This is a genomic window from Aeromonas sp. sia0103 (assembly GCF_963895295.1).
Classification (GTDB): Bacteria; Pseudomonadota; Gammaproteobacteria; order Enterobacterales; family Aeromonadaceae; genus Aeromonas; species Aeromonas encheleia.
Genome location: NZ_CAWQKG010000004.1, coordinates 1 through 23,408, shown reverse-complemented (window position 1 = coordinate 23,408; position 23,408 = coordinate 1). Strand labels below are relative to the sequence as shown.

At 62.8% G+C, this 23,408-nt stretch carries 20 protein-coding genes and 6 tRNA genes; 8 read left to right on the top strand and 18 right to left on the bottom strand.

From position 1 onward, the window contains the following. Positions 1-243: 243 nt before the first annotated feature. Both AACW18_RS01505 and AACW18_RS01500 read right to left on the bottom strand, forming a co-directional pair. The gene (locus tag AACW18_RS01505; RefSeq protein ID WP_218330079.1) at positions 244-1,557 is read right to left on the bottom strand and encodes a sodium-dependent transporter; all 1,314 of its coding nucleotides are present in this window, start codon (positions 1,555-1,557) and stop codon (positions 244-246) included. Positions 1,558-1,770: 213 nt separating this feature from the next. Beyond that, positions 1,771-2,610, bottom strand: a complete 840-nt coding sequence (locus AACW18_RS01500; RefSeq protein WP_218389951.1) for a 2OG-Fe(II) oxygenase family protein — start codon at positions 2,608-2,610, stop codon at positions 1,771-1,773. A 206-nt stretch (positions 2,611-2,816) separates the two neighbouring features. Between AACW18_RS01500 and AACW18_RS01495 the strand changes: the two genes are divergently transcribed. After that, entirely contained in the window at positions 2,817-3,380 is a 564-nt protein-coding gene (locus AACW18_RS01495) for a DUF2799 domain-containing protein (protein WP_218389950.1), read from the top strand. 40 nt (positions 3,381-3,420) lie between these two features. Here AACW18_RS01495 and AACW18_RS01490 read toward each other — a convergent pair whose 3' ends face one another. Further along, positions 3,421-4,242 carry a Cof-type HAD-IIB family hydrolase gene (locus tag AACW18_RS01490; protein WP_218389949.1) on the bottom strand — a complete coding sequence of 274 codons (822 nt, stop codon included), beginning with the start codon at positions 4,240-4,242 and terminating at the stop codon, positions 3,421-3,423. Positions 4,243-4,418: 176 nt separating this feature from the next. Then, positions 4,419-5,657, bottom strand: coding sequence for an MFS transporter (locus AACW18_RS01485; RefSeq protein WP_218389948.1), 1,239 nt, complete (start codon positions 5,655-5,657; stop codon positions 4,419-4,421). Between the two features lie 444 nt (positions 5,658-6,101). On the opposite strand from AACW18_RS01485, the gene AACW18_RS01480 reads away from it, so the two are divergent. Continuing rightward, complete coding sequence (locus tag AACW18_RS01480) at positions 6,102-6,722, top strand: helix-turn-helix transcriptional regulator (RefSeq protein WP_042651287.1); 621 nt, start codon at positions 6,102-6,104, stop codon at positions 6,720-6,722. A gap of 354 nt (positions 6,723-7,076) precedes the next feature. After that, positions 7,077-7,553, top strand: coding sequence for an Lrp/AsnC family transcriptional regulator (locus AACW18_RS01475; RefSeq protein WP_042651288.1), 477 nt, complete (start codon positions 7,077-7,079; stop codon positions 7,551-7,553). A 95-nt stretch (positions 7,554-7,648) separates the two neighbouring features. Here the strand turns inward: AACW18_RS01475 and AACW18_RS01470 are convergent, their stop codons facing one another. The 3 genes from AACW18_RS01470 to AACW18_RS01460 all read right to left on the bottom strand — a co-directional run bounded on the left by AACW18_RS01470 (position 7,649) and on the right by AACW18_RS01460 (position 8,794). Further along, entirely contained in the window at positions 7,649-7,966 is a 318-nt protein-coding gene (locus tag AACW18_RS01470) for a hypothetical protein (protein ID WP_042651289.1), read from the bottom strand. Between the two features lie 146 nt (positions 7,967-8,112). Further along, positions 8,113-8,343, bottom strand: a complete 231-nt coding sequence (locus AACW18_RS01465) for a hypothetical protein (RefSeq protein ID WP_042651301.1) — start codon at positions 8,341-8,343, stop codon at positions 8,113-8,115. Between the two features lie 25 nt (positions 8,344-8,368). Further along, on the bottom strand, positions 8,369-8,794 hold the full coding sequence (locus AACW18_RS01460) for a MarR family winged helix-turn-helix transcriptional regulator (protein ID WP_042651290.1): 426 nt from the start codon (positions 8,792-8,794) through the stop codon (positions 8,369-8,371). A 230-nt stretch (positions 8,795-9,024) separates the two neighbouring features. Here AACW18_RS01460 and AACW18_RS01455 point away from each other — a divergent pair, with 230 nt between their 5' ends. The 3 genes from AACW18_RS01455 to chrA all read left to right on the top strand — a co-directional run bounded on the left by AACW18_RS01455 (position 9,025) and on the right by chrA (position 11,993). Beyond that, positions 9,025-10,026, top strand: coding sequence for an NADP-dependent oxidoreductase (locus tag AACW18_RS01455; RefSeq protein ID WP_218389947.1), 1,002 nt, complete (start codon positions 9,025-9,027; stop codon positions 10,024-10,026). A 199-nt stretch (positions 10,027-10,225) separates the two neighbouring features. Next, on the top strand, positions 10,226-10,672 hold the full coding sequence (locus AACW18_RS01450; protein WP_218389946.1) for a nucleotide triphosphate diphosphatase NUDT15: 447 nt from the start codon (positions 10,226-10,228) through the stop codon (positions 10,670-10,672). 187 nt (positions 10,673-10,859) lie between these two features. After that, complete coding sequence (gene chrA, locus AACW18_RS01445; RefSeq protein WP_218389945.1) at positions 10,860-11,993, top strand: chromate efflux transporter; 1,134 nt, start codon at positions 10,860-10,862, stop codon at positions 11,991-11,993. 91 nt (positions 11,994-12,084) lie between these two features. Here the strand turns inward: chrA and msrB are convergent, their stop codons facing one another. The 4 genes from msrB to malQ all read right to left on the bottom strand — a co-directional run bounded on the left by msrB (position 12,085) and on the right by malQ (position 19,121). Then, a complete protein-coding gene (gene msrB, locus AACW18_RS01440; protein WP_042651294.1) occupies positions 12,085-12,474 on the bottom strand; it encodes a peptide-methionine (R)-S-oxide reductase MsrB in 390 nt (129 codons plus the stop codon). Positions 12,475-12,530: 56 nt separating this feature from the next. Beyond that, on the bottom strand, positions 12,531-14,672 hold the full coding sequence (glgX, locus tag AACW18_RS01435) for a glycogen debranching protein GlgX (protein WP_218389944.1): 2,142 nt from the start codon (positions 14,670-14,672) through the stop codon (positions 12,531-12,533). Next, on the bottom strand, positions 14,672-16,849 hold the full coding sequence (gene glgB / locus AACW18_RS01430) for a 1,4-alpha-glucan branching protein GlgB (protein ID WP_218389943.1): 2,178 nt from the start codon (positions 16,847-16,849) through the stop codon (positions 14,672-14,674). Before glgB ends, glgX begins: the two co-directional genes overlap by 1 nt. An 82-nt stretch (positions 16,850-16,931) precedes the next feature. Further along, on the bottom strand, positions 16,932-19,121 hold the full coding sequence (malQ, locus tag AACW18_RS01425) for a 4-alpha-glucanotransferase (RefSeq protein ID WP_218389942.1): 2,190 nt from the start codon (positions 19,119-19,121) through the stop codon (positions 16,932-16,934). Between the two features lie 339 nt (positions 19,122-19,460). Here malQ and gap point away from each other — a divergent pair, with 339 nt between their 5' ends. After that, positions 19,461-20,456 (top strand): type I glyceraldehyde-3-phosphate dehydrogenase, encoded by a 996-nt coding sequence (gene gap, locus AACW18_RS01420; RefSeq protein ID WP_042651298.1) that lies wholly within the window; start codon positions 19,461-19,463, stop codon positions 20,454-20,456. A gap of 108 nt (positions 20,457-20,564) precedes the next feature. Next, a complete protein-coding gene (locus AACW18_RS01415) occupies positions 20,565-21,431 on the top strand; it encodes a D-hexose-6-phosphate mutarotase (protein WP_042651299.1) in 867 nt (288 codons plus the stop codon). Positions 21,432-21,534: 103 nt separating this feature from the next. Here AACW18_RS01415 and nadA read toward each other — a convergent pair whose 3' ends face one another. From nadA to AACW18_RS01380, 7 genes are all read right to left on the bottom strand, one after another. After that, on the bottom strand, positions 21,535-22,608 hold the full coding sequence (gene nadA / locus AACW18_RS01410; protein ID WP_218389941.1) for a quinolinate synthase NadA: 1,074 nt from the start codon (positions 22,606-22,608) through the stop codon (positions 21,535-21,537). Between the two features lie 205 nt (positions 22,609-22,813). Continuing rightward, positions 22,814-22,889 (bottom strand) — tRNA-Val (locus AACW18_RS01405). 18 nt (positions 22,890-22,907) lie between these two features. Next, positions 22,908-22,983 (bottom strand) — tRNA-Lys (locus tag AACW18_RS01400). A 23-nt stretch (positions 22,984-23,006) separates the two neighbouring features. Next, positions 23,007-23,082 (bottom strand) — tRNA-Val (locus AACW18_RS01395). Positions 23,083-23,100: 18 nt separating this feature from the next. Then, a tRNA-Lys gene (locus tag AACW18_RS01390) sits at positions 23,101-23,176 on the bottom strand. 21 nt (positions 23,177-23,197) lie between these two features. Next, positions 23,198-23,273, bottom strand: a tRNA-Val gene (locus AACW18_RS01385). Between the two features lie 18 nt (positions 23,274-23,291). Further along, positions 23,292-23,367, bottom strand: a tRNA-Lys gene (locus AACW18_RS01380). Between the last annotated feature and the right edge of the window lie 41 nt (positions 23,368-23,408).

Genomic DNA, 23,408 nt, shown 5'->3' with positions numbered 1-23,408 from the left:
GCAAAAATGGAGCCACAGCCTAAACCACGGCAAGAGAAGTTGACAGCCAATCCTCCCTGTCTCTCCATAAAACAGAATATTGATCAAAAATATCTGCATTTTATAAATTTAAATTTCAATATCAGCCGTTTTATGGATTTTTCGATGTAGTCAATACCGTCAGCTGGGATGGCCTGCCCCCTGGCGGCGACCCTGGCCACCAGAGGGCAAACGGGCCTATAGACCCGCCTGCCCCAAGCCGGGTTACAGCAGCCCCCGCACCAGGATGCCGCCGATCAGCAGCGGCGCCAGCCAGCGCCAGCAGCCCATCACCAGGCCACGCCAGTGCGGCGCCAACCCCTGGGGCAAGGCCTTGCGACCCAGCCGCCAGCCCAGCAACAGGGTGAGGGCCAGCCCGAACAGCGGCATCAGCAGGTTAGAGGTGACAAAATCCAGCAGCTCGAAGATGTTCTTGCCAAACAGGGTCACCTCGGCCCAGGGGCCGAACGACAGGCTGACCGGGATGCCGCCTGCCATCACCAGCGCGGTGATCAGGCTGCAGGCCGCCCGCCGCGACCAGCCCAGGCTCTCGCAGACGAAGCACTGCAGGTGCTCCAGCAGCGAGATGGCCGAGGAGAGCGCCGCCACCACCAGCAGGGCGAAGAACACCACCGCCAGCCCCTGGCCGAACGGCAACTGCTGGAACACCGCCGGCATGGTCATGAAGGTGAGGCCGGGGCCGGCGGCGGGATCGATGCCGGTCGCCGCCAGCACCGGGAAGATCATCAGTCCCGCCAGCACGGCGATCAGGCTGGCCAGCAGCACCACCCAGAGGCTGGAGCGGCCCACGCCGTCGCTGCTCGGCAGATAGGCGCCATAGGTGGTGTGGATGCCGAGCCCGATGGAGAGGGAGAAGAAGGCCAGCCCCATGGCATCGAGCACCCCGGACATGCCGAGCTTGCTGAAGTCCGGCATCAGGAAGTGGCGCACCCCGGCCATGGCATTGGGCAGGGTGAGGCCGAACACCACCAGCAACAGCATCATGATGAACAGGGCCGGCATCATCCAGCGCAGGGTGCGCTCCACCCCCTGCTGTACCCCGCCCCGCACGAACCACCAGGTGAGGGCGGCAAACAGCAGATGGGTCAGCACAGGCCAGAGCGGATCGCCGACGTAGTCGTTGAAACGGGCGGTCAGCGCCGCGCCATCTCCGTGCTGCAGGCTACCCGCCAGCGCCATGCCGGTGTAACCAAGTGTCCAGCCGCCCACCACGCTGTAGAAGCTGAAGATGAGCAGGCTGCACAGCAGGCCCATGGCGCCGACCCAGCGCCAGCGTTTGCCCAGCAGCACCTCGAAGGCCCCCACCACCCCGCGCCGGCTCAGGCTGCCGAGCAGGGTCTCCCCCATCAGCACCGCCACCCCCAGGGTGAAGCTGAACAGCAGGAACACCAGCAGGAAGGCGCCGCCACCGTTGGCGGCGGTCACGTAGGGGAACTTCCAGATGGCGCCGAGACCGACCGCCGAGCCTGCGGCGGCCAGGATATAACCGAGCCGGGATGACCATTGGGACTGCTTCATAAGAACTCCAATCGATGGGCCCGCCACAGGGGCCCGGAATGGCGCTCAGAGTACGGTCGAGACCGCGCAATCACAACGACGCTTATCTGGCTTAAAAACGATTTATTGGCATCAATAACCAATAAAATTCGGTTATACGCGCAATCCTGCCAACCAATAAAAACCGGAGCGTTTTTGCTCCGGTTTTTATGCTGGTCGCTACTGCGTGGGCGACTAGATGACACCCAGCTCCCGCAGCCGCTCCATCAGGTAGCTGTGGGCTGTGTGACGCTCGGAGAGCACCACGTCCGGGCGCGGATGGAGGAACAGCGGCAATGAGATGCGGGACTTGCTGGCACTGCCGCCGGTCGGGTTGATGACGCGGTGGGTGGTGGAGGGATAGTAGCCGTGGGAGGCCTCCTGCAGCATGTCACCTATGTTGATGATCAGGGTGCCAAAGTCGCAGGGCACATCCATCCATTCGCCGTCGGAGCCCTTCACCTGCAGGCCCGGCTCGTTGGCGGCGGGCAGTATGGTCAGCAGGTTGATGTCCTCGTGGGCGGCGGCACGGATGGCGCCCGCCGCCTCGGTGCCGTCGAACGGCGGATAGTGCAGCACCCGCAGCAGGGTCTTCTGGCTCTCTTCGATCATGGAGGAGAGCGGGCAGCTGTAGTGGGCGGCGATATCGCTCGGGGTGTATTGCTCCACCCAGGAGAGCAGCTCGGCGGCCAGATCGTTGGCGAGGCGGTAGTACTCCATCGCCTGGGCCCTGAGCTCTTCCGGCATCTGGCCCCAGGGGTAGAGGTGGAAGTACTCCTTGAGATCCTTCTGGGTGTTGCCCTTGGCCACCTCGGACACCGACGGCGGGAAGTAGCCATCCTGGGTCTCGCGGTTGAACAGGAAATCCTGCTTCTGCTCGCTCATGAAGAAGCGATACCAGTTGTCATAGATGGACTGCACCAGCTCTTTCGGGATGGGGTGGTGGGTCAAGACCCCGAAGCCGGTGGTGCGCAGGGATTCGGTGAAGCGTTGGGCCGCATCGGGCGAGCGATAATCGACGGTCAGGACTTTCATTGTTTTTGTTACGTGCCAGTTAAAAGTAGGCGCAGTTTACCCTGCCTCCCCCGGCAAGAAAAGGTTGCCGGCGCCACGGCTGCAACAGATTGAAAATACTGATAAAAACATCATGATGGCGAGACTGGCACGGCGCACTGCCAGCCCTTGTCCTGCCCCCGCTTCCTCTCTAGAATGCCGGTATCATCCCGTCCGGAGCCCATCCCATGTCCCCCAAGATCCTGTTGCTGACCCTGCCTTTCCTGCTCGCCGGCTGCAGTTCGCTGTCGGAGGAGGAGTGCCGCGCCATGAGCTGGTACAACCTGGGCTATCAGGATGGTGAGCAGGGCAAGACCCGGGCGGCCACCCGCGACTACGCGAAAAGCTGCGGCGAATATGGTCTCAAGGTGGACGAGGCAGAGTGGAAGCGAGGCTACGCCAAGGGGCTGGAGCTCTACTGCATCCCCGAGCTGGCCTACAGCAAGGGGCGGGAGGGGAACGAATACCTGGGGGTCTGCCCCAATGACACGACTTTCCTCACCCGGTTCGAGCGCGGCCGCAAGGAGTTCCTGCTGGAGCAGCGGCTCGGCGAGCTCCAGCGCGATCTGGATCAGACCGAACGGACCATCAACCAGCTGGATCAGCAGATCCGCAATGAGAGTGACAGCAAGCAGCGGGACTACTACCGAGCCCAGCGCGATCGCGCCATCCGCCATTACGAGGGAGTGCGCCGCGACTACAACCGAATCCGCTTCCCGGATCGGGTGATCCAGTTCTCCTTCGGGAGCTGAGCCTCGGGGGAGGCGTCCCCTCCCCCCAACCCACGCAGTCTTAGGACGGCAGCACCCAGCGCTGCAGCGCCAGCGCTATGCCATCCTCGTTGTGATCCGCGGTCACCCGGTCCGAATGGGCCTGGATCTGGGGGGCGGCATTGCCCATGGCCACCGCCAGTCCGACCTGCTCGAACATGCTGATGTCGTTGTTGTTGTCGCCAAAGGCCACCACGTTCTCCATCGCTATCCCCTCGCTCGCGGCCCACTGGGCCAGCCGGTTGCCCTTGCTGCAACCGGGCTGCACCAGCTCGACCGCGTAGGGGGCCGCCCAATCCTGGGTAAAGGGCAGTCCCTGCACCACCTCGCTCACGAAGCGGTGCAGGCGGCTCGGATCCTGACTGAACAGCTCCAGCTTCCAGATGGGCCTTTGCAGCCAGGCGGCCAGATCCAGAGCCGGCAGCAGGGAGATCTTGAGGTGTGCCGGCAGGTCATCCGACCGGCGCTGTATCCGGGCAACATACTCGTCGCAGCCGATGTAACCTATGCCGTCGTCGAGGTGGAACTGCGCCTCCATCTGCTGCGCCTCGACCTCGGCCAGCAGCGCCGTGAGCGGAGCCACCGCCAGCGGATCGCCGGCCAGGATCCTGTCTTGCGCCGGATCGTAGAGGTAGGCACCGTTGCTGCAGATGATGGGGGTATCGAGCGCCAGCTCATGGTGAACGGGGCGCGCCGTCATGAAGTGGCGACCCGTCACCAGCAGCACCTTGATGCCGTGGGCTCGCGCCTGGGCCAGGGCGGCCCGGGTCGCGGACGAGATCTTGTGATCCCGGGTCAGCAGGGTGCCATCCATATCCAGTGCGATGGCCTGGTAATGACTCATATCTCCTCCAACGTGCGCTGGCACAAAGCAGCGCCATTTCGTTCTATGTCCTGATACCGGCTCGGCTCAGCGCGAGGCAGGGCGGAGCAAAGAGTCATACCGTCCCAGAGTCGGGGGCGCGATGCAAGTCCCGCCTGCCGCCCCGCCGCCAATCTGTGATCCAGCCGCCGCCCGGCTCAACCCGGCTCGGCGCAGGCGGCCACCCGTTCACGCCGATCCGCCGCTCGGCGCAGCCCATAGAAGCCGAGGGCACAGAGCAGCCCGAAGAGCGTTGCCAGATAGAAGGGCCACTCGGTGCCTGCCAACAGCACCAGGCTGCCCACCAGCACCGCCAGGATCTCGCTGCCCACCGCCAGCCCGCGGTAGAGTCCCATCGCCTGCCCCTGCTGCTGGGGGTGGCTGCGGTTGGAGACGGCAACCGAGGTGGCCAGCTCCCCCAGGCTCATGCCGATGCCGGCCGGGATGAAGGTGAGCGCCAGCCCCCACCACTGGCCCGGCAGCACGAACATCAGCATGCCCGCCGCCATCACCAGGTGGCCGACTATCCCCAGGCTGCTGCCACGCCAGTGGCGGGCGAGCAGCGCCCCCAGCCAGGAACCCAGCATCATGGGCACACTCACCAGCACCGCCCCCTGGGCCAGTTGCACCGGATCCCAGGCCAGCCGCTCCACCAACCAGACGTTGAAGTAGCTGAAATAGAGCTGCACAGCCCCGTAGCTGAGCAGGGTCAGCACGAAGTAGGGCAGCAGGCGGGGTTGCACCAGCAGCTGGCGGGTCGAGAGGGGCACCAGCTCCTGCGCTGGCGGCACCGGTGGCCGATTGGGGATCAGCCAGAGCACCAGCAGCAGGTTGCCCGCCGTCATGGCCACCGCCAACCAGGCCGCCAGGCTGTAATCCCCCGACATTACGGCGGCATAGCCCCCTATCATGGGGCCCAGCACCCAGCCCAGGTTCATGCCTATGTTGATCCTGGCGAAGTTGCGCGCCTTGGTCCTGGTGGTGCTCATGTCGGCCGCCATCGCCTGCACTATGGCGATGTCGCCGTTGAAGAAGCCCTCCAGCACCCGGCTCAGCAGCAGCAACGGCAGGGAACGCCAGGCGATCCCCAGTGCCATCAGAGCATACCCTGCCAGCACGCCGACCAGGCAGACGAGCAGTATGGGCTTGCGGCCATAGCGATCGGACAGTCGCCCGAGCCAGGGGGCCCCCAGCAGCTGGAACAGCGGATAGAGCCCCATGATGACCCCGAGCCACACCTTGCGACTCCAGTCCGACGCCTCCGCCGTCAGCATGCCCTGGGCCGGATCCAGCATCAGTGGCGCCAGTACCGGCGACGGCAGACTGAAGCCCGCCACCGCCAGGGTCACCGTCATCACCAGCACCCAGAGGGTGGCCTGCGCCTTGATTCCTTCCATGTTGATTCCATTAAATAAAGTTATTTGTTTATTTATACTGCGAAGGCGCCGCCATTAAGTAAAGCGAATTATTGATTTAAATGGTGCGGCTGCCCATAATGACCCCATAAACACCGGCATCGACAAGATCCTCTTCCGATACCCTGGATCCTTAGCGCGCCTGTCGATAACGAGAGCCACCGAATGAACACCAGTACCGACAAGATCCTGTTACTGCTCGAGATGCCATAGATCCCCCAGAGCACGCCTGTCGATAACGAGAGCCACCGAATGAACGCCAGCACCGACAAGATCCTGTTCCTGCTCGAGATGCCATAGATCCCCCAGATCGCGCCTGTCGATAACGAGAGCCACCGAATGAACGCCAGCACCGATAAGATCCTGTACCTGCTCGAGATGCCATAGCTCCCCCAGAGCACGCCTGTCGATAACGAGAGCCACCGAATGAACGCCAGCACCGATAAAATCCTGTTCCTGCTCAAGACCCATGGCCCCCAGAGCGCGGCCGCGCTCGGCGAGCAGTTGCAGATGACCTCCATGGGCGCCCGCCAGCATCTGATCGCGCTGGAGGCCGAAGGCTGGATTGGATTCAATGACGAGGCCCGTGGTCGTGGTCGCCCGGTGCGACTCTGGCACCTGACCGAGCAGGCCTGGCAGCGCTTCCCCGACAGTCACAGCGAGCTGACCCTGCAGCTCATCGACAACATCCAGCAGCTGTTTGGCGAGGTTGGCATGGAGCGCCTGATCCAGCAGCGGGAGCAGCAACAGCTGGGCCGCTATCAGGCACAGCTGATCCAGCCGGCGCTGGCCGATCGGCTGGCGGGCTTGAAGGAGCTGCGCACCCGGGAAGGCTATATGGCGGACATGCGCCAGGAGGAGGATGGCAGCTGGTTATGGTGGGAGAGTCATTGCCCCATCTGCGCCGCGGCGCAGGCCTGCCGGGGATTCTGCCGCAGCGAGCTGGCGCTGTTTCGCCAGTTGCTGGCGCCGGCCAGGGTGGAGCGGGAACAGTATCTGCTGGACGGCGATCGGCGCTGTCTCTATCGCATCACCCCGGGATCCTGACGGGCCGAACGCCGACAACAACATCGCATCACTCTGTCGTACTGATGGGCTGAACGCCAGAAACAACAAAGCAGGCGCCGGGATGCCTGCTTTGTTGCCTTCGGGGAGGGGGTGCTCTCATTCCAGCCCGTCGCTTCCCGATAAGGTCAGACGGCTGATGGGGCGGGTGACCCGGTAAGGTCCTTCACCACAGAGACCTGGTTGGGTATCTGTCTTGCCACCGGAAGATGCAACCATCATATCCCTCACGTCCCGGTGAGTGGTTGCGAAGTAGCAGGTATTTTCAGTTGTTTTTGCAATAGTTCACCCTTAATCTAGGAAAAGTGAATTATTAATTGCAACGAGGAACGGAGAATGCTGAAACTTGATCGTATAGACAGGCACATTCTGGAGTTGATGCAGGAGAATGGCCGCATCAGCAACCTGGAGCTGGCCGAGCTGGTCGGCCTCTCCCCCTCCCCCTGCTCGCGCCGGGTCAAGGCGCTGGAGGATGCCGGTCTCATCGATACCCATGTCACCCTGCTCAACGCCCGCCAGCTGGGGCTCACGCTCACCGCCTACATCCACATCTCCATGGACAGACACACCCCGGAGCGGTTCGAGAACTTCGATACCGCCATCAGGGAGCTGCCCGAGGTACTGGAGTGCGACCTCATCACCGGCAATGACGCCGACTACCAGCTCAAGGTGGTGGTGCGGGACATGGAGCACTACCAGCACTTCCTGCTGGACAAGCTGACCCACATCCCGGGTGTGACCGGCGTGCGCTCCAGCTTCGTGCTGCGCCGCATCAAGCACAAGACGGCGCTGCCGCTCAATCATCTGGGTTAACCGCCAGCCGCTGCGCTCAGGAAAGGCGTCAGCATGCAAAGAGGAGGCCTGGGCCTCCTCTTTTCTATTCATCGACTGTCATGCTCTGACTGGGATCAGACGGCAACCTGGCTGATATCCTGCACTTGCAGCAGCCAGCCGGCCTGCTCCTGCTGGGGCTCGCCGCTCAATCGCAGCCGCTCACCGGCGGGGACCCATTGCCCCTCAGGCAGGGAGACCAGCAGGCTCTCGCTGCCGTTGTCGAACAACCAGCGATCCTCTCCCAACGACTCTATCAGATAACCTTCCATCTCCACTCTGGACTCGGCTTGCCAGGATGGCGCAACGGAATCACGGCTCTCGATGAAATCCCCCTGAACACCAAAACTGGCCAGCCCCCACAGAATGGAGAGCCCGACGATGGATGACTGCATCTTGCTTCTCCTCTCTTTGAAACTGTGGAGCCAGTATGGGAAGAGAACAATGAGCGCACCATGAACAAGGTGGCAAAGTGCAGACGGGATCGCGAAAAAAACCGGCCAAGGGGCCGGTTCTGTCATTTTATGGTGTCTGGGTCACACTATTTGGCGGCTTTCTCTGCCATTCGCTCGGCTCTTGGCTTATTCATCCACATGGCCACGCCGCGATGATCCGCACAGATCCCCTCATCTGTGATGGCCCGGACCCGGACGCCGTCCTTGCAGATGGCCTGCCAGGCGTCGGCATCATCGATCTCCAGGGAGGAAGGCGGGTGAGCACCGTTGGTGCAGGCGCTCAGCAACAACACGAGCAGAGGAAGCAAGGGTTTCATCATAGGGCTCCTGGGCATGGGGGATTCAGCGTCCCAGCTGCGCCGCGAGACGATCGCAGAGCTGCTTGAGCTGGGCCAGCTCAGCATCGTCCAGATCCAGTTGGTTGCGCAAGTTGTCTGCCAGGCAGCAGGCGCTGACCTCCTGTTGCAGCTGACGCCCCGCCTCGGTCAGGCAGATGCATTTTTGCCTCTCATCCTCGAGGGAGACGGCCCGGGTCAGCCAGCCCTTGCTCTCCAGGCGCTTGACGATGGGAGTCAGGGTGCCCGCATCCAGCCCGGTCTCCTGGCCTATCTCCTTGAGGCTGACATCATCCCGCCGCCAGAGCGACAGCATCACCAGATACTGGGTGTAGGTGAGATCCAGTCTGTCCAGCAGCGGCCGGTAGGCACGCATCACCGCATTTGAGGCGCTGTAGAGGGCAAAACAGACCTGCTTTTTCAATTCACTCATGAGGCACCTCGTTGGCAAGTGGGCCCAGTATACCCCAGGACCCTGGGGGGCCGAATAATTTGCACGCAAAACAGTTGTCAACACGCGCATTCGGGACTAGTCTGGTTTTAATTTGCACACAAAGCAAGTCGGCGAGCCCGATCTGCAAACGCCCTGTCGTACCCGGGCCATCGCCCAGGCGGGCAGTGTGACCCACTGCCGCCGAGCGCCCCCCCACTGGAGGAAATACCATGAGTCAGCTCAGTCATCAGATCCAACTGCTGCGTCGCCCTAGCGGCCTGCCCACCCCCGCCGACTTCGCCCTGAGGGAGGTCCCGCTGCCCGAGTTGCAGGAGGCAGAGGTGCTGGTCGCCAACCAGTGGCTGTCGGTGGATCCTTACATGCGCGGCCGCATGAGCGAGGCCAAGAGCTATGTGCCCCCCTTCCCGCTCAACGGCCCCCTCGACGGCGGCGCCATCGGCACCGTGCTGGCCTCGCGCCACCCCGACTTCGCCGCAGGGGACAGGGTCAGCAGCATGCAGGGCTGGCGAGATAGCTTCGTCGCCAACGCCGCGCAGCTCACCCGCCTGCCCAAGACCGGCTTGCCGGCCCAGCTCTTCCTCGGCGCCCTCGGCATGCCGGGCATGACCGCCTGGGCTGGGCTGCACAAGATAGCCAATTTGCAGGCGGGTGAGACCCTGCTGGTCTCGGCCGCCTCAGGCGCGGTCGGCACCATGGCGGTGCAGCTCGCCAAGCGAGCCGGGGCTCGCGTGATAGGCTCCACCGGCTCGGCCGACAAGGTCGCCTACCTCGAGACCCTGGGCGCCGATGCCGTGATCAACTATCGGGCGACGCCGGATCTCGATGCCGAGCTGGCCCGCCTCGCCCCGGAAGGCATTCAGGTCTATTTCGAGAACGTGGGTGGCGCCATGCTGGAGGCGGCCCTCAACCACATGGCACTGCACGGTCGCATAGTGCTGTGCGGCCTCATCGATCAGTACAACAGCGAGGGGGGTGCGAGCGGGCCGCGCAATCTCTCCCAAATAATCCGCAAGCGCATCCTGATGCAGGGGCTGCTGGTCTCCGATCACTGGCAGCACTATGGTGACTTCCTGGCCGAGGCCATCCCCGCCTTCGAGGCGGGCGCCCTGCAGGCCGAGGAGACCGTCAGCGAGGGGCTGGCCAGCATGCCCCAGGCCTTCATCGGGCTGTTCGAGGGACGCAACACCGGCAAGATGCTGGTCAGGCTCTAAGCCCGCCACCGGCCGCGGGAGCCGCACGGTCGCGGCCAGCATCCCTTGCCCCTGCCGAAGGTGCCACTGTGGCAAGCAGTTGAACAGACTGGATTAACTCCCCCGCCCCGACTCGCGGACGACTTGCACAACGGGCCCATCCGACCTAAGGTGGGCCCGTTTTTATGGTGAAATCTCGTCCCAGCAAGGAGCCTCTCGCATGTCTTCCACCCCCTATCCTCGCGTCGGTGTCGGCGTTATCTTGACCAATGCCAAGGGCCAGGTGCTGCTCGGCAAGCGCAAGGGCAGCCATGCCCCCTACTGGTCCATCGCCGGCGGTCATCTGGAGCTGGGGGAGAGCTTCGAGTCGGCCGCGATCCGGGAGGTGGCCGAAGAAACGGGCTTCGTCATCACCAGCCCCAGCGTCATCGCCGTCACCAACAACCTGGAGACTTGGCGGGAGAGCGGGCTGCACTACGTCTCGGTCACCCTGCTGGCCGAGGTGGAGGGCGAGCCGCAGCTGCTGGAGCCGGAAAAATGCGAGGGCTGGCGCTGGTGCGATCCCCGCGAGCTGCCCGAGCCCCACTTCGATGCCAGTCGCCAATCGATAGCCTGCTGGCTGGCCGGGCACTGCTATCTGCCACAACCAGGCCAGCCGGCAGAGTGACCATCGCCTGCGGGCTGGCCGGGCGCTGCTATCTGCCGCAACCAGGCCAGCCGACAGAGTGACCATAGCCTGCTGACTGGCCGGACACGGCTACCTGCCTGCAGCACACCCCGATTTGTCATAAAAAAAGTCACCGCTTTGTCATATCATCCCCCGGTGTCGATGATGACGAACAGGGAGTGACGAGGTGGGGCAGGTATTCATTCAATTTCTGTGGTTGGGTTGCATCAGTTTCGGCGGGCCGGCCGCCCACATCGGCTATTTCCAGCGCACCTTAGTCACGCGGCTTGGCTGGCTCAGCCAGGCCGAGTTTGCCCAGCTGCTGGCGCTGTGCCAGCTGTTGCCGGGCCCGGCCTCCAGCCAGCTCGGCTTCGCCATCGGTCGCCAGCGGGCGGGACTGGGCGGCGCCATGGCGGCCTTCGTCGGCTTTACCCTGCCCTCCTTCCTGCTGTTGCTGGCGGCGGCCATCGGCCTCGGCCAACTGAGCAACAACCTCTGGCTGGATGCCACCCTGCACGGCCTCAAGCTGCTGGCGCTGGTGGTGGTGGCCGATGCGGTGCTCACCATGAGCCGCCAGTTCTGCAAGAGCCCATTGCAGCAGGGCATCATGGTAGCCACCGCCGCCGCGCTCTGGTGGCAGCCCGGCCTGCTGACCCAATCAGCCATGCTGATCGGGGCCGCCCTGCTATGCGCCCGGCAGGCAGCACCGGCAGGCTCCCACCCCGTATCCGCTCATCCGCCCCACTGGCCGCCCCTGATCCTGTTCGGCCTGCTGTTTGTCGGCCTGCCCTGGCTGGCTCAGAGCCCGGCCAGCCAGCTGTTGGCCGACTTCTATCGGGCGGGCAGCCTGGTGTTCGGCGGCGGCCACGTGGTGTTGCCGCTGTTGCAGGAGAGCGTTGGCCACAGCCTCAGCCAGCCGCAGTTCCTGACCGGCTACAGCCTGGCCCAGCTGGTGCCGGGCCCCATGTTCAGCCTGGCCAGCTACCTCGGCGCCTTGCTGCTGCCGGCCACGCCGCTCCTGGGCGCCCTGCTGGCGACCCTGGCGCTGTTCCTGCCGGGCTTTCTGCTGCTGTGGGCCATGGGGCCCTGCTGGCAAAGCTGGCTGGCCCGACCCCGGCTGGCAGGGGCGGTGACGGGGATCAACGCCGCCGTGGTGGGGCTGCTGCTGGCCGCCCTCTATCAGCCGCTGTGGCAGAGCGCCGTGCAGGCCCCGACCGATCTGGCGCTGGCCGCCATCGCCTTCTATCTGCTGCGCGTCATCAGGCTGCCCATACTGGCGCTCGCCGGACTGCTGGTCGGCGCCGCCCTGCTGCAGATCTGACCCGCCGGCCTGTGCGGCCATCACGCCAGCCCCATAAAATAACGGCGCCTCTTCGCAAAGAGGCGCCGTTATTGTTTCGCATCCTGATGGCTTACTCGGGGTCGGGCTCGAAATCCAGGCTCAGGCTGTTGATGCAGTAGCGCTGGCCGGTCTCGGTCGGTCCGTCGGGGAAGACGTGGCCGAGGTGGGAGCCGCACTGGCTGCAGGTGATCTCCACCCGTTTCATGCCGTGGCTGCCATCCTCGGTGTAGGTCACTGTGCCCTCGATGGCCTTGTCGAACGAGGGCCAGCCACAGCCCGAGTCAAACTTCGCATCCGAGTGAAACAGCACGCTCTTGCAGCAGACGCAGAGGTAGTCACCGCTCTTGCGGTTATGGAGCAGGGCGCCGCTGTAGGGGCGCTCTGTGCCCTTCTCCCAGCAGACATGAAACTGCTCGGCGCTCAGTCGATTGCGCCATTGCTCGGGATTGTTGCCGCTCATACTGACTCCTTGCCATTTATCACGGCGCCCAGCATACCCACTCGGACGCCCCGACTCTACCCCGCCAGCGGGAACTGTGATCCCGTTGGCAACAAGACGGCAACATCCGGCACGGCCACCACCCCTTCCTTGGCCAGGGTCGCCGCCGACAGGGCGACCCGCTCCAGCAACTTGAGGGAGTGGGCGCGTCCCACCGTCACCTGCCGCTTGATGTCGTCGGGCAGGAAGGGCAGGCCATCGTTGGTGGCGGTATCTATGGTCTGGATCCACTCCAGCCCCTCCCCGGGCGGTGGCAGCCGGAACTGGATGTCGTAGTCGCTGGCGTTGAACAGCACATACCAGCGCTCCCCCTCGCAGTCGATCATGCCGATGTCCATGGCGAATGCCTGGCCCATGGGGGAGTGCCAATCCTGATCCGTCAGCTGATGACCATCGGGATGGTACCAGTTGACCCTATGACAGCTGGTGGCAGTGCCATTCCAGCTGTCGTCGCTCAGCTGCAGGTTGGAGAAGACCCCGGACTCGGCCCGCAGCGCCATCATCTGCTGGGTGAAGGCGAGCAGCCGCTCATCCTCCGGCCGCCACTGCCAGTTGACCCAGCTTATCTGGTTGTCCTGGCAGTAGGCGTTGTTGTTGCCAAGCTGGCTGCGACCCATCTCGTCCCCCGCCAGGAAGTGCGGGGTGCCCTGGGAGAGCAACAGGGTGGCGATGAGGTTGCGCTTCTGCTGCTGGCGCAGGTTGTTGATCCTGGGATCCAGCGTCGGCCCCTCGACGCCATGGTTGGAGGAGAGGTTGTTGCCGTGGCCGTCTCTGTTGTCCTCGCCATTGGCCTGATTGTGGCGCTGGTTGTAGGAGACCAGATCCTCCAGGGTGAAGCCGTCGTGATAGCAGAGGTAGTTGACGCTGGTATGGGGGGCGCGCCAGTTCTTCGGGAACAGATCCCGCGACCCCACCAGCCGGGTGGCCAGATCCCCCATCTTGCCCGCGTCCCCGCGCCAGAAGGCGCGCACTGTGTCGCGATAACGGTCGTTGATCTCCAGCCACTGGCTCGGGAACTGCCCCAGCCGGTAGCCGAAGGGGCCTATGTCCCAGGGCTCGGCAATCAGCTTGACCCGTGCCAGCACGGGATCCGCCATCATGGCCTTGAAGAAGGCGCTCATGGGATCGAACTCCCCCGCCTCCCTCGCCAGGGTGACCGCCAGATCGAAGCGGAAACCATCGACCTGCATCTCGGTGACCCAGTAGCGCAGGGCATCCAGCACCAGCCGCAGGCTGTTGGGGTGATCCAGATTGACGCTGTTGCCACAGCCGGTCACGTTGGCGTGACGGTGGTAGTCGGGGCCATGGGCGCCCGCCTCGAAGGCGTAATAGCCCGCGTTGTCGAAGCCCTTGAGCGACAGCACCGGGCCATCGAAGCCGGATTCGGCGGTGTGGTTGTAGACCACGTCCAGTATCACCTCGAGCCCGGCCCGGTGCAGCTCGCGCACCATGGTCTTGAACTCGGTCACCGCCTCCCCCGTTCCATAGCGCGGCTCGGGGGCGAAGAAGGCAATGGGGTTGTAGCCCCAGTAGTTGGTGAGCCCCAGCTGCTCGAGCCTCGGCTCGGACATGAAGGCGGCCACCGGCATCAGCTGCACCGAGGTGATGCCGAGAGAGCTGAGGTGCTCGATCATCAGCGGATGACTGATGCCGAGGTAGCTGCCGCGCAGCGCCGCCGGCACGCCCGGGTGCTGGCGGGTGAAGCCCTTGACGTGGGTCTCGTAGATGACGACGCGCTCCGGCGGGATGCCGGGCTTGCCGACCCCCTGCCAGTCGAAGTCGTCAGCCACCACCACCGACTTGGCCACCATGGCCGCGCTGTCCCCCTGATAGAGCTTGTCATCCCAGTGGGTCGCCCGGCTGAGCGCCTTGGCGTAGGGGTCGATCAGCAGCTTCTCGGGATCGAACAGCATGCCCTCCTGGGGCCCGCCATGGACCCGGTAGCCGTAGCGCTGGCCAGCCTTGACGCCGCGCACATAGCCGAATCGGTATTGACCGCGCCGGCCGGGCAGGGCCAGCCGGGCGAGCTCCTGCTCCTGCTCGTCGAACAGGCAGAGTTCCACCTTGTCCGATTGGGGCGCCCAGACGCAGAAGTGACAACCTGTCTCGTCGAGCAGGGCCCCCAACGGGTGGTCCTGCCCTTTTTCCATTGCAAACATCAGGACTCCTGTTTGATGAACAAGGTCGCGAGCGGCGGCAGATCCAGCACTATGCTCTGCGCCATCCCCTGCCAGGGGGTCGGCTCGGCGACGAAGGTCAAACCCACATCATAGTTACTGCCCCAGTAATGCTCGCTGTCGGTATTGAGCACCACCCGATAGTGGCCCGCCGCCGGCACCCCGAGCCGATAGGCGAGGCGTGGCACCGGCGTGAAGTTGCAGGCCACCATGATGGGATTAGCGCCCTGCTTGTCGGCCCGCAGCCAGGCGAAGACGCTGTTGTCCGCATCGTTGTGATCCAGCCAGCGGAAGCCGCGCTGCTCATAATCGCCCTGATACAAGGCAACTTCATGACGATAGAGCCGGTTGAGATCGCGGATCAGCCGCTGCTGACCGCCGTGCTTGGGATACTGCAGCAGGTGCCAGGGCAGCTGGGCGTCGTGATTCCACTCGTTGCTCTGGGCGATCTCGGTGCCCATGAAGTTGAGCTTCTTGCCGGGATGGCCATACATGAAGCCCATGTAGGCGCGCAGGTTGGCGGCCTGCTGCCACTCGTCCCCCGGCATCTTGTAGAGCAGGGAGTGCTTGCCGTGCACCACCTCGTCGTGGGACAGCGGCAGGATGAAGTTCTCGTCATAGTGATACACCATGGAGAAGGTCATGTCGTTGTGGTGATAGCGGCGGTACACCGGCTCCTTCTGCATGTAGCTCAGGGTGTCGTGCATCCAGCCCATATTCCACTTGAAGCCAAACCCCAGCCCGCCGAGGAAGGTGGGACGGGAGACGCCGGCGAAGGCGGTGGACTCTTCGGCGATGGTCATGGTGTGGGGATACTTGCCGTACACCTCTTCGTTGGTCCACTTCAGCAGGCTGATCGCCTCGTAGTTGTGGTTGCCACCGTCGACGTTCGGCACCCACTCGCCGGCATTACGGGAGTAGTCCAGGTAGAGCATGGAGGCGACCGCATCCACCCGCAGGCCGTCGATGTGGAACTTGTCGAGCCAGAACAGGGCACTCGCCACCAAGAACTGGCGCACGTTGTTGCGGCCAAAATCGTAGATATAGGAGTTCCAGTCCGGGTGCCAGCCACGGCGCGGATCCTCGTACTCGTAGAGCGGCGTGCCATCGAAACGGGCAAGGCCGTGGGCATCCGCCGGGAAGTGGGCCGGCACCCAGTCCAGGATCACACCGATGCCGGCCTGGTGGCACTGGTCGACGAAATACTTGAAGTCATCGGCGCTGCCGTAGCGACTGGTGGGCGAGAACATGCCCACCGGCTGGTAGCCCCAGGAGCCGCTGAAGGGGTGCTCGGAGACCGGCATCAACTCGATATGGGTATACCCCATCTCGGTGACGTAGTGGACCAGCTCCACCGCCAGCTCGCGCCAGCTCAGGCTGTCGCCGTTGGGATGGCGCTTCCAGGAGCCCACGTGCAGCTCATAGATGGAGAGCGGCTGCTCCCGCTTGTCGGTGCGCTGGCTCTCGCGCCAGGCGGCATCCTGCCAGCCGTACTGCTCGTGGTCATAGATGACGGAGGCGAAGGACGGATACTGCTCGCAGTAGAAGCCAACCGGATCGCTCTTGTGGGGCAGCCGATGGCCGGCCGGATCCTTGAGCTCAAACTTGTAGCGATCCCCCGCCTTGAGGCCGGGTACGAACAGCACCCAGTGACCACACTGGCTGCGCTGCATCGGGTGGCGGCGACCGTCCCAGAAGTTGAAGTCGCCGATCAGGCTCACCGCAGTGGCGCTCGGCGCATAGACGGCGAAGCGCACCCCTTCCACCCGCTGACCGAGGTGCTCCACGGTGCGCAGCTGGGCGCCCAGGGTGTGATAGAGGTTTTCCGGCTGGAACGTCAGCTCCGCCAGTCCCTCCCAGGCGGCAGCCTGAAACTGATAGGGGTCGACACACTCGGTGCTGGCATCGGGGTAGCTGGCGATCAGCTGATAAGGGAAGGGGTTCTTGCGACGGGTGAAAACAGTTTCAAAAAGGCCCGCTTCATCGGCGGCAGTCAGGGTGGCAACGAGCTTGCCGGACTTGAGATCCTGGACGCGAACCTCGAGGGCATCGGGCAACCAGGCGGTCAGTTTCAGGCCTGGTCCATCCGGGTTAGCCAGCAGGCCTAGATGGGAGAAGGGATCGGCACAGCGGGCGGCAACCAAACGTTCAACGGGCATCGACATTTCCTTTCATGGCTGAACACCCACTCCGGCCGAAGCCGGAGTGGGTGAGAGTGAGTCACAGGTTGGCGACAGTGGCTCAACGACTGGCCTCATCACGGGCCTGGCTCATCTTGCCTGCCAGCACCTTGAGTGCCTCATCGGCAAAGATATCTTCCAGATCCTTAGAGAGCTTGCGACGCCAGTTCGGGTACTCATAACTGGTGCCCGGCACGTTGACCGGCTTGTCCATCTCCAGCCAGTCTTCCAGCTGGGTGCTGAACAGGGCGCAGCTGCCACGAGACATGTGCAGCTGCAGGCCATGGTTGAGCTCGGTGTTCATGCCGACCCAGTTCACATCATGGCTGATGTTGCCAGAGATGACGCCATGGGCATGCAGGCTGTCGAGGATCCGCTGCTTGGCCTGATGACGATCAGCATACAGTGTCTTCAGAACGTCTTCATCCGGATACAATCCCAGCTCGCGACCCAACGCCAGATCGTCGCAATGCCAGAACCCCTTCAGGGTCGGCATGTCGTGGGTGGTCAGCGCCGACATCGCCTGCTCGGTGTAGTGCGCCGGCGAGATGAAGCCACCGTCGGCCTTGGAGCGTTCGAAGAAGAACACCTTGTAGGAGTGCACGCCGTTCTCTTTGAGGGTGACGTCTATGCCTTCCGGCACTGTGCCGAGATCTTCCCCGATCAGCAGACACTGATTGCGGTGGGATTCGAGCGCCAGGATCCCCAACAGATCGTCGACCGGATAATAAATGTAGGCCCCCTTGGCGGCGGACTCTCCGGGCGGTACCCACCACAGACGCAGCAAGGCCATCACGTGGTCGATGCGCAGCGCCCCGCAGGAACGCATGTTGGCACGGAACAGGTCCACCATCGGCTGATAAGCCGCCTCAAACAGCTGGCTCGGGTTCATCGGGGGCAGGCCCCAGTTCTGACCGAGCGGGCCCAGGATGTCGGGTGGCGCGCCGACCGAGGCCTTGGGGCAGTAGAGATCCCGGTTGGCCCAGATCTCGGTGGATCCTTCGGAGACACCCACCGCCAGATCCCGGTAGATCCCCATCACCATGCCGGCCGCCTTGGCGCGGGCATCCGCCTGCGCCAGCTGTTCGTCCGCCAGGAACTGCAGGTAGAGATAGAAGTTCACATCCTGGCTGTGATCGGCCATCCAGGCCGCCACCTCGGGGTTGTGATAATCGCGGAAGGCATCGGGCCACACCGGCCAGCCCCAGGCGTTTTCGCCCTTGGCATAGAAGTGCGCCTGCAGTGCATCAAACGCCGCCTGCTGTTGCAGGCTGTCGCCGCCGGCGGCCACGAAACGCTCAAACTCGGCCTGGCGTACGGCACCCAGGCTGGCCTGGTCGAACACCTGGCGCAGGATGCCGAGCTTGGTCTCGATGACACCGGTGTAGTCCACGCTCTCCTTGGCCCGCAGGGCGGCAAGGTGCTGCTGGAACGCCGGATTGGCGACTTCCGCCTTGAGGCTGTCGTTGGCCAGAAACTCGGGCACCGCCTCCACGTCGATGTAGGCCAGATTCAGCCAGCGACGGGAGGAGGGACTGTAGGGGCTGGCGCTCTCCGGATTGGCCGGATAGAGCGCATGGATGGGGTTCAGGCCGACGAAGTGGGCCCCCCAGGCGGCAGCCTTCTCAACCAGCTGGCCGAGATCGCTGAAGTCCCCCATGCCCCAGTTGTGGCGGCTGCGCAGGCAATAGAGCTGCACGCTCGGGCCCCACACCTTGCGGCCATTGGCGATGGGAGCCTGCTTGTAACAGGATTTGGGGGCGACTATGAGGCGCATGCTGGCCAGCGGCTCGTCATTGCCCTCTTCCAGCAGGGTCAGCTGGTGATAGCCCAGCTCGGGCTGCACCGCCAACGCCACGCGATAGGCCTGGCACTCCATCTCTTCAAATTCGGCGACGCCGACCAGTTCACCCTCGATCGGCGTGATCTGGCCCGTCAGGAGCGCGCCCTGCTCCAGGCTGAGTTGCCAGTGGAGGGCGTCGTTGACGAACTCGATGGGCAGACGGACTTCGAGGCTGATGGGTTCGCCGCTGCGCACCACCATCACGGGATCCAGTGGACGCAACCAGTGCTGGCGATACTCTTGCTCAAGCTGTTCGCTCAGGGCGGCCTCGTCATCGACGCGGTAACCCATGGCGCCGAGCATGGCGGCCTTGCTCTCTTCGGATACCAGAGCCGGCTGGCCCCAGGCATCAACATACTCGCTGGCGATACCTTTGGCGGCAGCCAGCTGTTCAATCAGGGTGGTCATAGTTTGAGAATTCCCGCTGTGGATTCTATCTATATGATTAATTTTTATGGGTGGTACTTGAACAGTGGCTCTTTGGCCATGCTAAACCGCGCACATTTTTACATATCTCCCTGGCTGGATGTGTGACCAGACAGGCACTATTGTTGATCTCTGTGACGCGAACCAGCCGATGACACTTTCGACAAAAGTTGGTAGTCAGTTACATAAACCGAAAATAAATTTCACAGTTTTTCATGATATAGCGCAATTTCGCGCAGATTGTTGGTTGACTCACGGGTGAGTTCTAGTAAATTTACAAACGGAATTTTCTTTGACTACTGAACAGTTAGGTAACCAATTATGACTATCAAAGTAGGTATTAACGGTTTTGGCCGCATCGGCCGTTTCGTCTTCCGTCTGGCCGCTGAGCGCAACGACATCGAAGTGGTTGGTATCAACGACCTGATCGACGTTGACTACATGGCTTACATGCTGAAGTACGACTCCACTCACGGCCGCTTCAATGGCACCGTTGAAGTCAAAGACGGCAACCTGGTTGTCAACGGCAAAACCGTACGTGTTACCGCTGAACGTGACCCGGCAAACCTGAAGTGGGATGCCATCGGTGTTGACGTTGTTGCCGAAGCCACCGGTCTGTTCCTGGACGACGCGACTGCACGTAAGCACATCGCTGCCGGTGCCAAGAAAGTCGTACTGACTGGCCCGTCCAAAGACGCTACCCCGATGTTCGTCATGGGTGTTAACGACTCTACCTACGCTGGCCAGGACATCGTTTCCAACGCTTCCTGCACCACCAACTGCCTGGCCCCGATCGCCAAGGTTCTGAACGATACCTTCGGTATCGAATCCGGCCTGATGACCACCGTCCACGCTACCACTGCTACCCAGAAGACCGTTGATGGTCCGTCTGCCAAAGACTGGCGCGGTGGCCGCGGTGCGGCTCAGAACATCATCCCGTCCTCTACCGGTGCTGCCAAGGCTGTTGGCGTCGTTATCCCGGAACTGAACGGCAAACTGACCGGCATGGCTTTCCGCGTACCGACTCCGGACGTGTCTGTTGTTGACCTGACCGTCAACCTGAAGAAAGCCGCTACCTACGCCGAAATCTGCGCAGCCATGAAAGCAGCCTCCGAAGGCTCCATGAAGGGCGTGCTGGGCTACACCGAAGATCAAGTGGTTTCCACTGACTTCCTGGGTGAGCGTCAGACTTCCGTGTTCGATGCCAAAGCTGGTATCGCACTGAACGACAAGTTCGTTAAAGTTGTATCCTGGTACGACAACGAAATGGGCTACTCCAGCAAGGTTCTGGACCTGATCGCTCACATCTCCAAGTAATTTGGGATACGCAATCAAGTAGCTTGAAAAAAGGCGGCCATTGGCCGCCTTTTTGTATTCTGGATCCGCCGACCTCTTCCTTGAATGTGCGCGAGCACAGGAGTCTTCATGCAACCGACACGCACTCTGACCGCCCACTGCAGCCTCAGCCACGAGACGGGCCAACCCTTGCTCTCTATCGACAATGGTTACGCCAAGGCCGAGATCAGCCTGTTTGGCGCCCATGTGCTGAGCTATCAGCGCCACGGCGAGCCCGCCTCCCTTTGGCTCAGCGACAAGGCCGTGCTGGATGGCAGCAAGCCCATCCGCGGCGGCATTCCGCTCTGCTGGCCCTGGTTCGGCCCCGCCCCCGCGCGCGTTGGCAGCGGCAAGCCTGCCCATGGCTTCGCTCGCACCAGCCTGTGGACGCTGGATGGCGTCTCCGACCACGAGGAGGGCACCCTGGTGCACCTCTCCCTGACCGACAGCGATGCCAGCCGCACCCTCTGGCCCCACCCCTTCGAGCTGGATCTGGATGTGCTGGTCGGCAAGGAGCTCTCCTTGGTGCTGACCACCCGCAACACCGGGCAGGAACCCCTCGTCTACAGCGGAGCCCTGCATACCTATCTGCAGATAAGCGCGCCAGAGGCCGTCAGCGTGACCGGTCTGGGCGAACCCTACCTGGACAAGGTGGTCGGCGGCCAGCACGCGCAGCAACAGGGTTCCCTGACGCTCTCAGGCGCCCTGGATCGCATCTATCTGGACGCAGAGACCACAGTTGTCGTCCAGGATGGGGATCATCGCATCGGGGTGACCAGCGGCAATCACGACAGCGTGGTGGTGTGGACCCCCTGGCTGGAAGGAGCCACCGCCATGGCCGACATGAGCGATGACGGCTATCGCACCATGCTCTGTGTCGAGACCGCCATCACCGATGAGGCCGGTGTCACGGTCGCCGCTGGCGAGGAACACAGCCTCTCCACCGTGATCATCTGATACCAGGGAACGGCGGCGCGTCATGTGCCCCTGCTGCGAGCGACAGCAATAACAAGAGAGGGCACCCAATGGGTGCCCTCTCTACGTTCCATGCCTCGATGGGTCAGGCATTGCCCTGGGTCTTGAGCCTGAGTTCGGCGGCAAAGTTCAGCATCCGATCGAGCGGGATCAACGCCTTCAGCCGCAGCGCTTCATCGACCAGGATCTCGTGGCGTTCGGCACCGTCGGTCAGGGCCTCCTTGATCGCCACCAGGCCGTTCATCGCCATCCAGGGGCAGTGGGCGCAGCTGCGGCAGGTGGCGCCATCGCCCCCGGTCGGTGCCTCGACCATCTCCTTGTCCGGACAGGCCTGCTGCATCTTGTAGAAGATGCCGCGATCGGTCGCCACGATCAGCTTCTGCTGGGGCAGCTCCCTCGCCGCCTTGATCAGCTGGCTGGTGGAACCCACCGCATCGGCCAGCTCGATGACCGAGGCCGGCGACTCCGGATGCACCAGCACGGCCGCATCCGGGTTCTGGGCCTTGAGCTCGCGCAGGGCCTTGGCCTTGAACTCGTCGTGCACTATGCAGTGACCCTGCCAGCGCAACATCTCGGCCCCGGTCTGCTTCTCGATGTAGGCCCCGAGGTGTCTGTCCGGGCCCCAGATGATCTTGTGACCCTGGCTGTCGAGATGCTCGACGATCTCCAGCGCTATGCTGGAGGTCACCACCCAGTCGGCGCGCGCCTTGACCGCCGCCGAGGTGTTGGCGTAGACCACCACTATGTGATCGGGGTGAGCATCGCAGAAGGCGGAGAACTGGTCGATGGGGCAACCCAGATCGAGGGAACACTCCGCCTCCAGGGTCGGCATCAGCACCCGCTTGTTAGGGCTCAGGATCTTGGAGGTTTCCCCCATGAAACGCACCCCCGCCACGATCAGGGTCTGGGCCGCGTGATCCCGGCCGAAGCGCGCCATCTCGAGGGAGTCACCGACGAAGCCACCCGTGGCCTCGGCCAGCGCCTGGATCTCGGGGTCCGTATAATAGTGGGCTATCAGTACCGCCTGACGCGATTCGAGCAGGGCCTTGATCTCGGTGATCAGGGCCGCTTTCTGTTCGCTGGTCAGCGGAGCCGGCTTGGCCGGGAAGGGGTAGTCCATCTCGATAGCCGGAGGGACACTGCTCAGTGCATTGCTCATTGCGACTGTTCCATCAACGCTTGGAAAGGCAAAAATTATAACCAGAAGCCGAGCGCAAGCCCACCAACAAATCTGGCGAGATACAAGTGCCTAAATAGGTTCGTGAATTTCTCGGCCGCGCCGGTGGCCGGCAGGCGCTGGATGCAAAAAAGCCCGCTATGCAGCGGGCTCTTGGCGTTCTATCACAAGCGGTCGGCTCGAAATATGGTGGTCGTTACTGGGCTCGAACCAGTGACCCCCTCCTTGTAAGGGAGGTGCTCTCCCAGCTGAGCTAAACGACCTGGGATAAGGCTAAATGATGGTGGGTCGTGCTGGATTCGAACCAGCGACCAATTGATTAAAAGTCAACTGCTCTACCGACTGAGCTAACGACCCATCTATATCATTTTTTACAAACTTGGTGGTCGTTACTGGGCTCGAACCAGTGACCCCCTCCTTGTAAGGGAGGTGCTCTCCCAGCTGAGCTAAACGACCTGGGATAAGGCTAAATGATGGTGGGTCGTGCTGGATTCGAACCAGCGACCAATTGATTAAAAGTCAACTGCTCTACCGACTGAGCTAACGACCCATCTAAATCATTTTTACAAACTGGTGGTCGTTACTGGGCTCGAACCAGTGACCCCCTCCTTGTAAGGGAGGTGCTCTCCCAGCTGAGCTAAACGACCTGGGATATGGCTAAATGATGGTGGGTCGTGCTGGATTCGAACCAGCGACCAATTGATTAAAAGTCAACTGCTCTACCGACTGAGCTAACGACCCATCTATATCATTTTTTACAAACTTGGTGGTCGTTACTGGGC

Bases quoted from the DNA above. Each gene is read 5' to 3' on its own strand.
- msrB (WP_042651294.1), bottom strand. From the start codon at position 12,474: ATGAGCGGCAACAATCCCGAGCAATGGCGCAATCGACTGAGCGCCGAG.
- glgX (WP_218389944.1), bottom strand. From the start codon at position 14,672: ATGTTTGCAATGGAAAAAGGGCAGGACCACCCGTTGGGGGCCCTGCTC.
- AACW18_RS01470 (WP_042651289.1), bottom strand. From the start codon at position 7,966: ATGCAGTCATCCATCGTCGGGCTCTCCATTCTGTGGGGGCTGGCCAGT.
- AACW18_RS01460 (WP_042651290.1), bottom strand. From the start codon at position 8,794: ATGAGTGAATTGAAAAAGCAGGTCTGTTTTGCCCTCTACAGCGCCTCA.
- AACW18_RS01465 (WP_042651301.1), bottom strand. From the start codon at position 8,343: ATGAAACCCTTGCTTCCTCTGCTCGTGTTGTTGCTGAGCGCCTGCACC.
- AACW18_RS01500 (WP_218389951.1), bottom strand. From the start codon at position 2,610: ATGAAAGTCCTGACCGTCGATTATCGCTCGCCCGATGCGGCCCAACGC.
- AACW18_RS01505 (WP_218330079.1), bottom strand. From the start codon at position 1,557: ATGAAGCAGTCCCAATGGTCATCCCGGCTCGGTTATATCCTGGCCGCC.
- malQ (WP_218389942.1), bottom strand. From the start codon at position 19,121: ATGACCACCCTGATTGAACAGCTGGCTGCCGCCAAAGGTATCGCCAGC.
- AACW18_RS01475 (WP_042651288.1), top strand. From the start codon at position 7,077: ATGCTGAAACTTGATCGTATAGACAGGCACATTCTGGAGTTGATGCAG.
- AACW18_RS01415 (WP_042651299.1), top strand. From the start codon at position 20,565: ATGCAACCGACACGCACTCTGACCGCCCACTGCAGCCTCAGCCACGAG.
- gap (WP_042651298.1), top strand. From the start codon at position 19,461: ATGACTATCAAAGTAGGTATTAACGGTTTTGGCCGCATCGGCCGTTTC.
- nadA (WP_218389941.1), bottom strand. From the start codon at position 22,608: ATGAGCAATGCACTGAGCAGTGTCCCTCCGGCTATCGAGATGGACTAC.
- AACW18_RS01485 (WP_218389948.1), bottom strand. From the start codon at position 5,657: ATGGAAGGAATCAAGGCGCAGGCCACCCTCTGGGTGCTGGTGATGACG.
- AACW18_RS01495 (WP_218389950.1), top strand. From the start codon at position 2,817: ATGTCCCCCAAGATCCTGTTGCTGACCCTGCCTTTCCTGCTCGCCGGC.
- AACW18_RS01480 (WP_042651287.1), top strand. From the start codon at position 6,102: ATGAACGCCAGCACCGATAAAATCCTGTTCCTGCTCAAGACCCATGGC.
- AACW18_RS01450 (WP_218389946.1), top strand. From the start codon at position 10,226: ATGTCTTCCACCCCCTATCCTCGCGTCGGTGTCGGCGTTATCTTGACC.
- AACW18_RS01490 (WP_218389949.1), bottom strand. From the start codon at position 4,242: ATGAGTCATTACCAGGCCATCGCACTGGATATGGATGGCACCCTGCTG.
- glgB (WP_218389943.1), bottom strand. From the start codon at position 16,849: ATGCCCGTTGAACGTTTGGTTGCCGCCCGCTGTGCCGATCCCTTCTCC.
- AACW18_RS01455 (WP_218389947.1), top strand. From the start codon at position 9,025: ATGAGTCAGCTCAGTCATCAGATCCAACTGCTGCGTCGCCCTAGCGGC.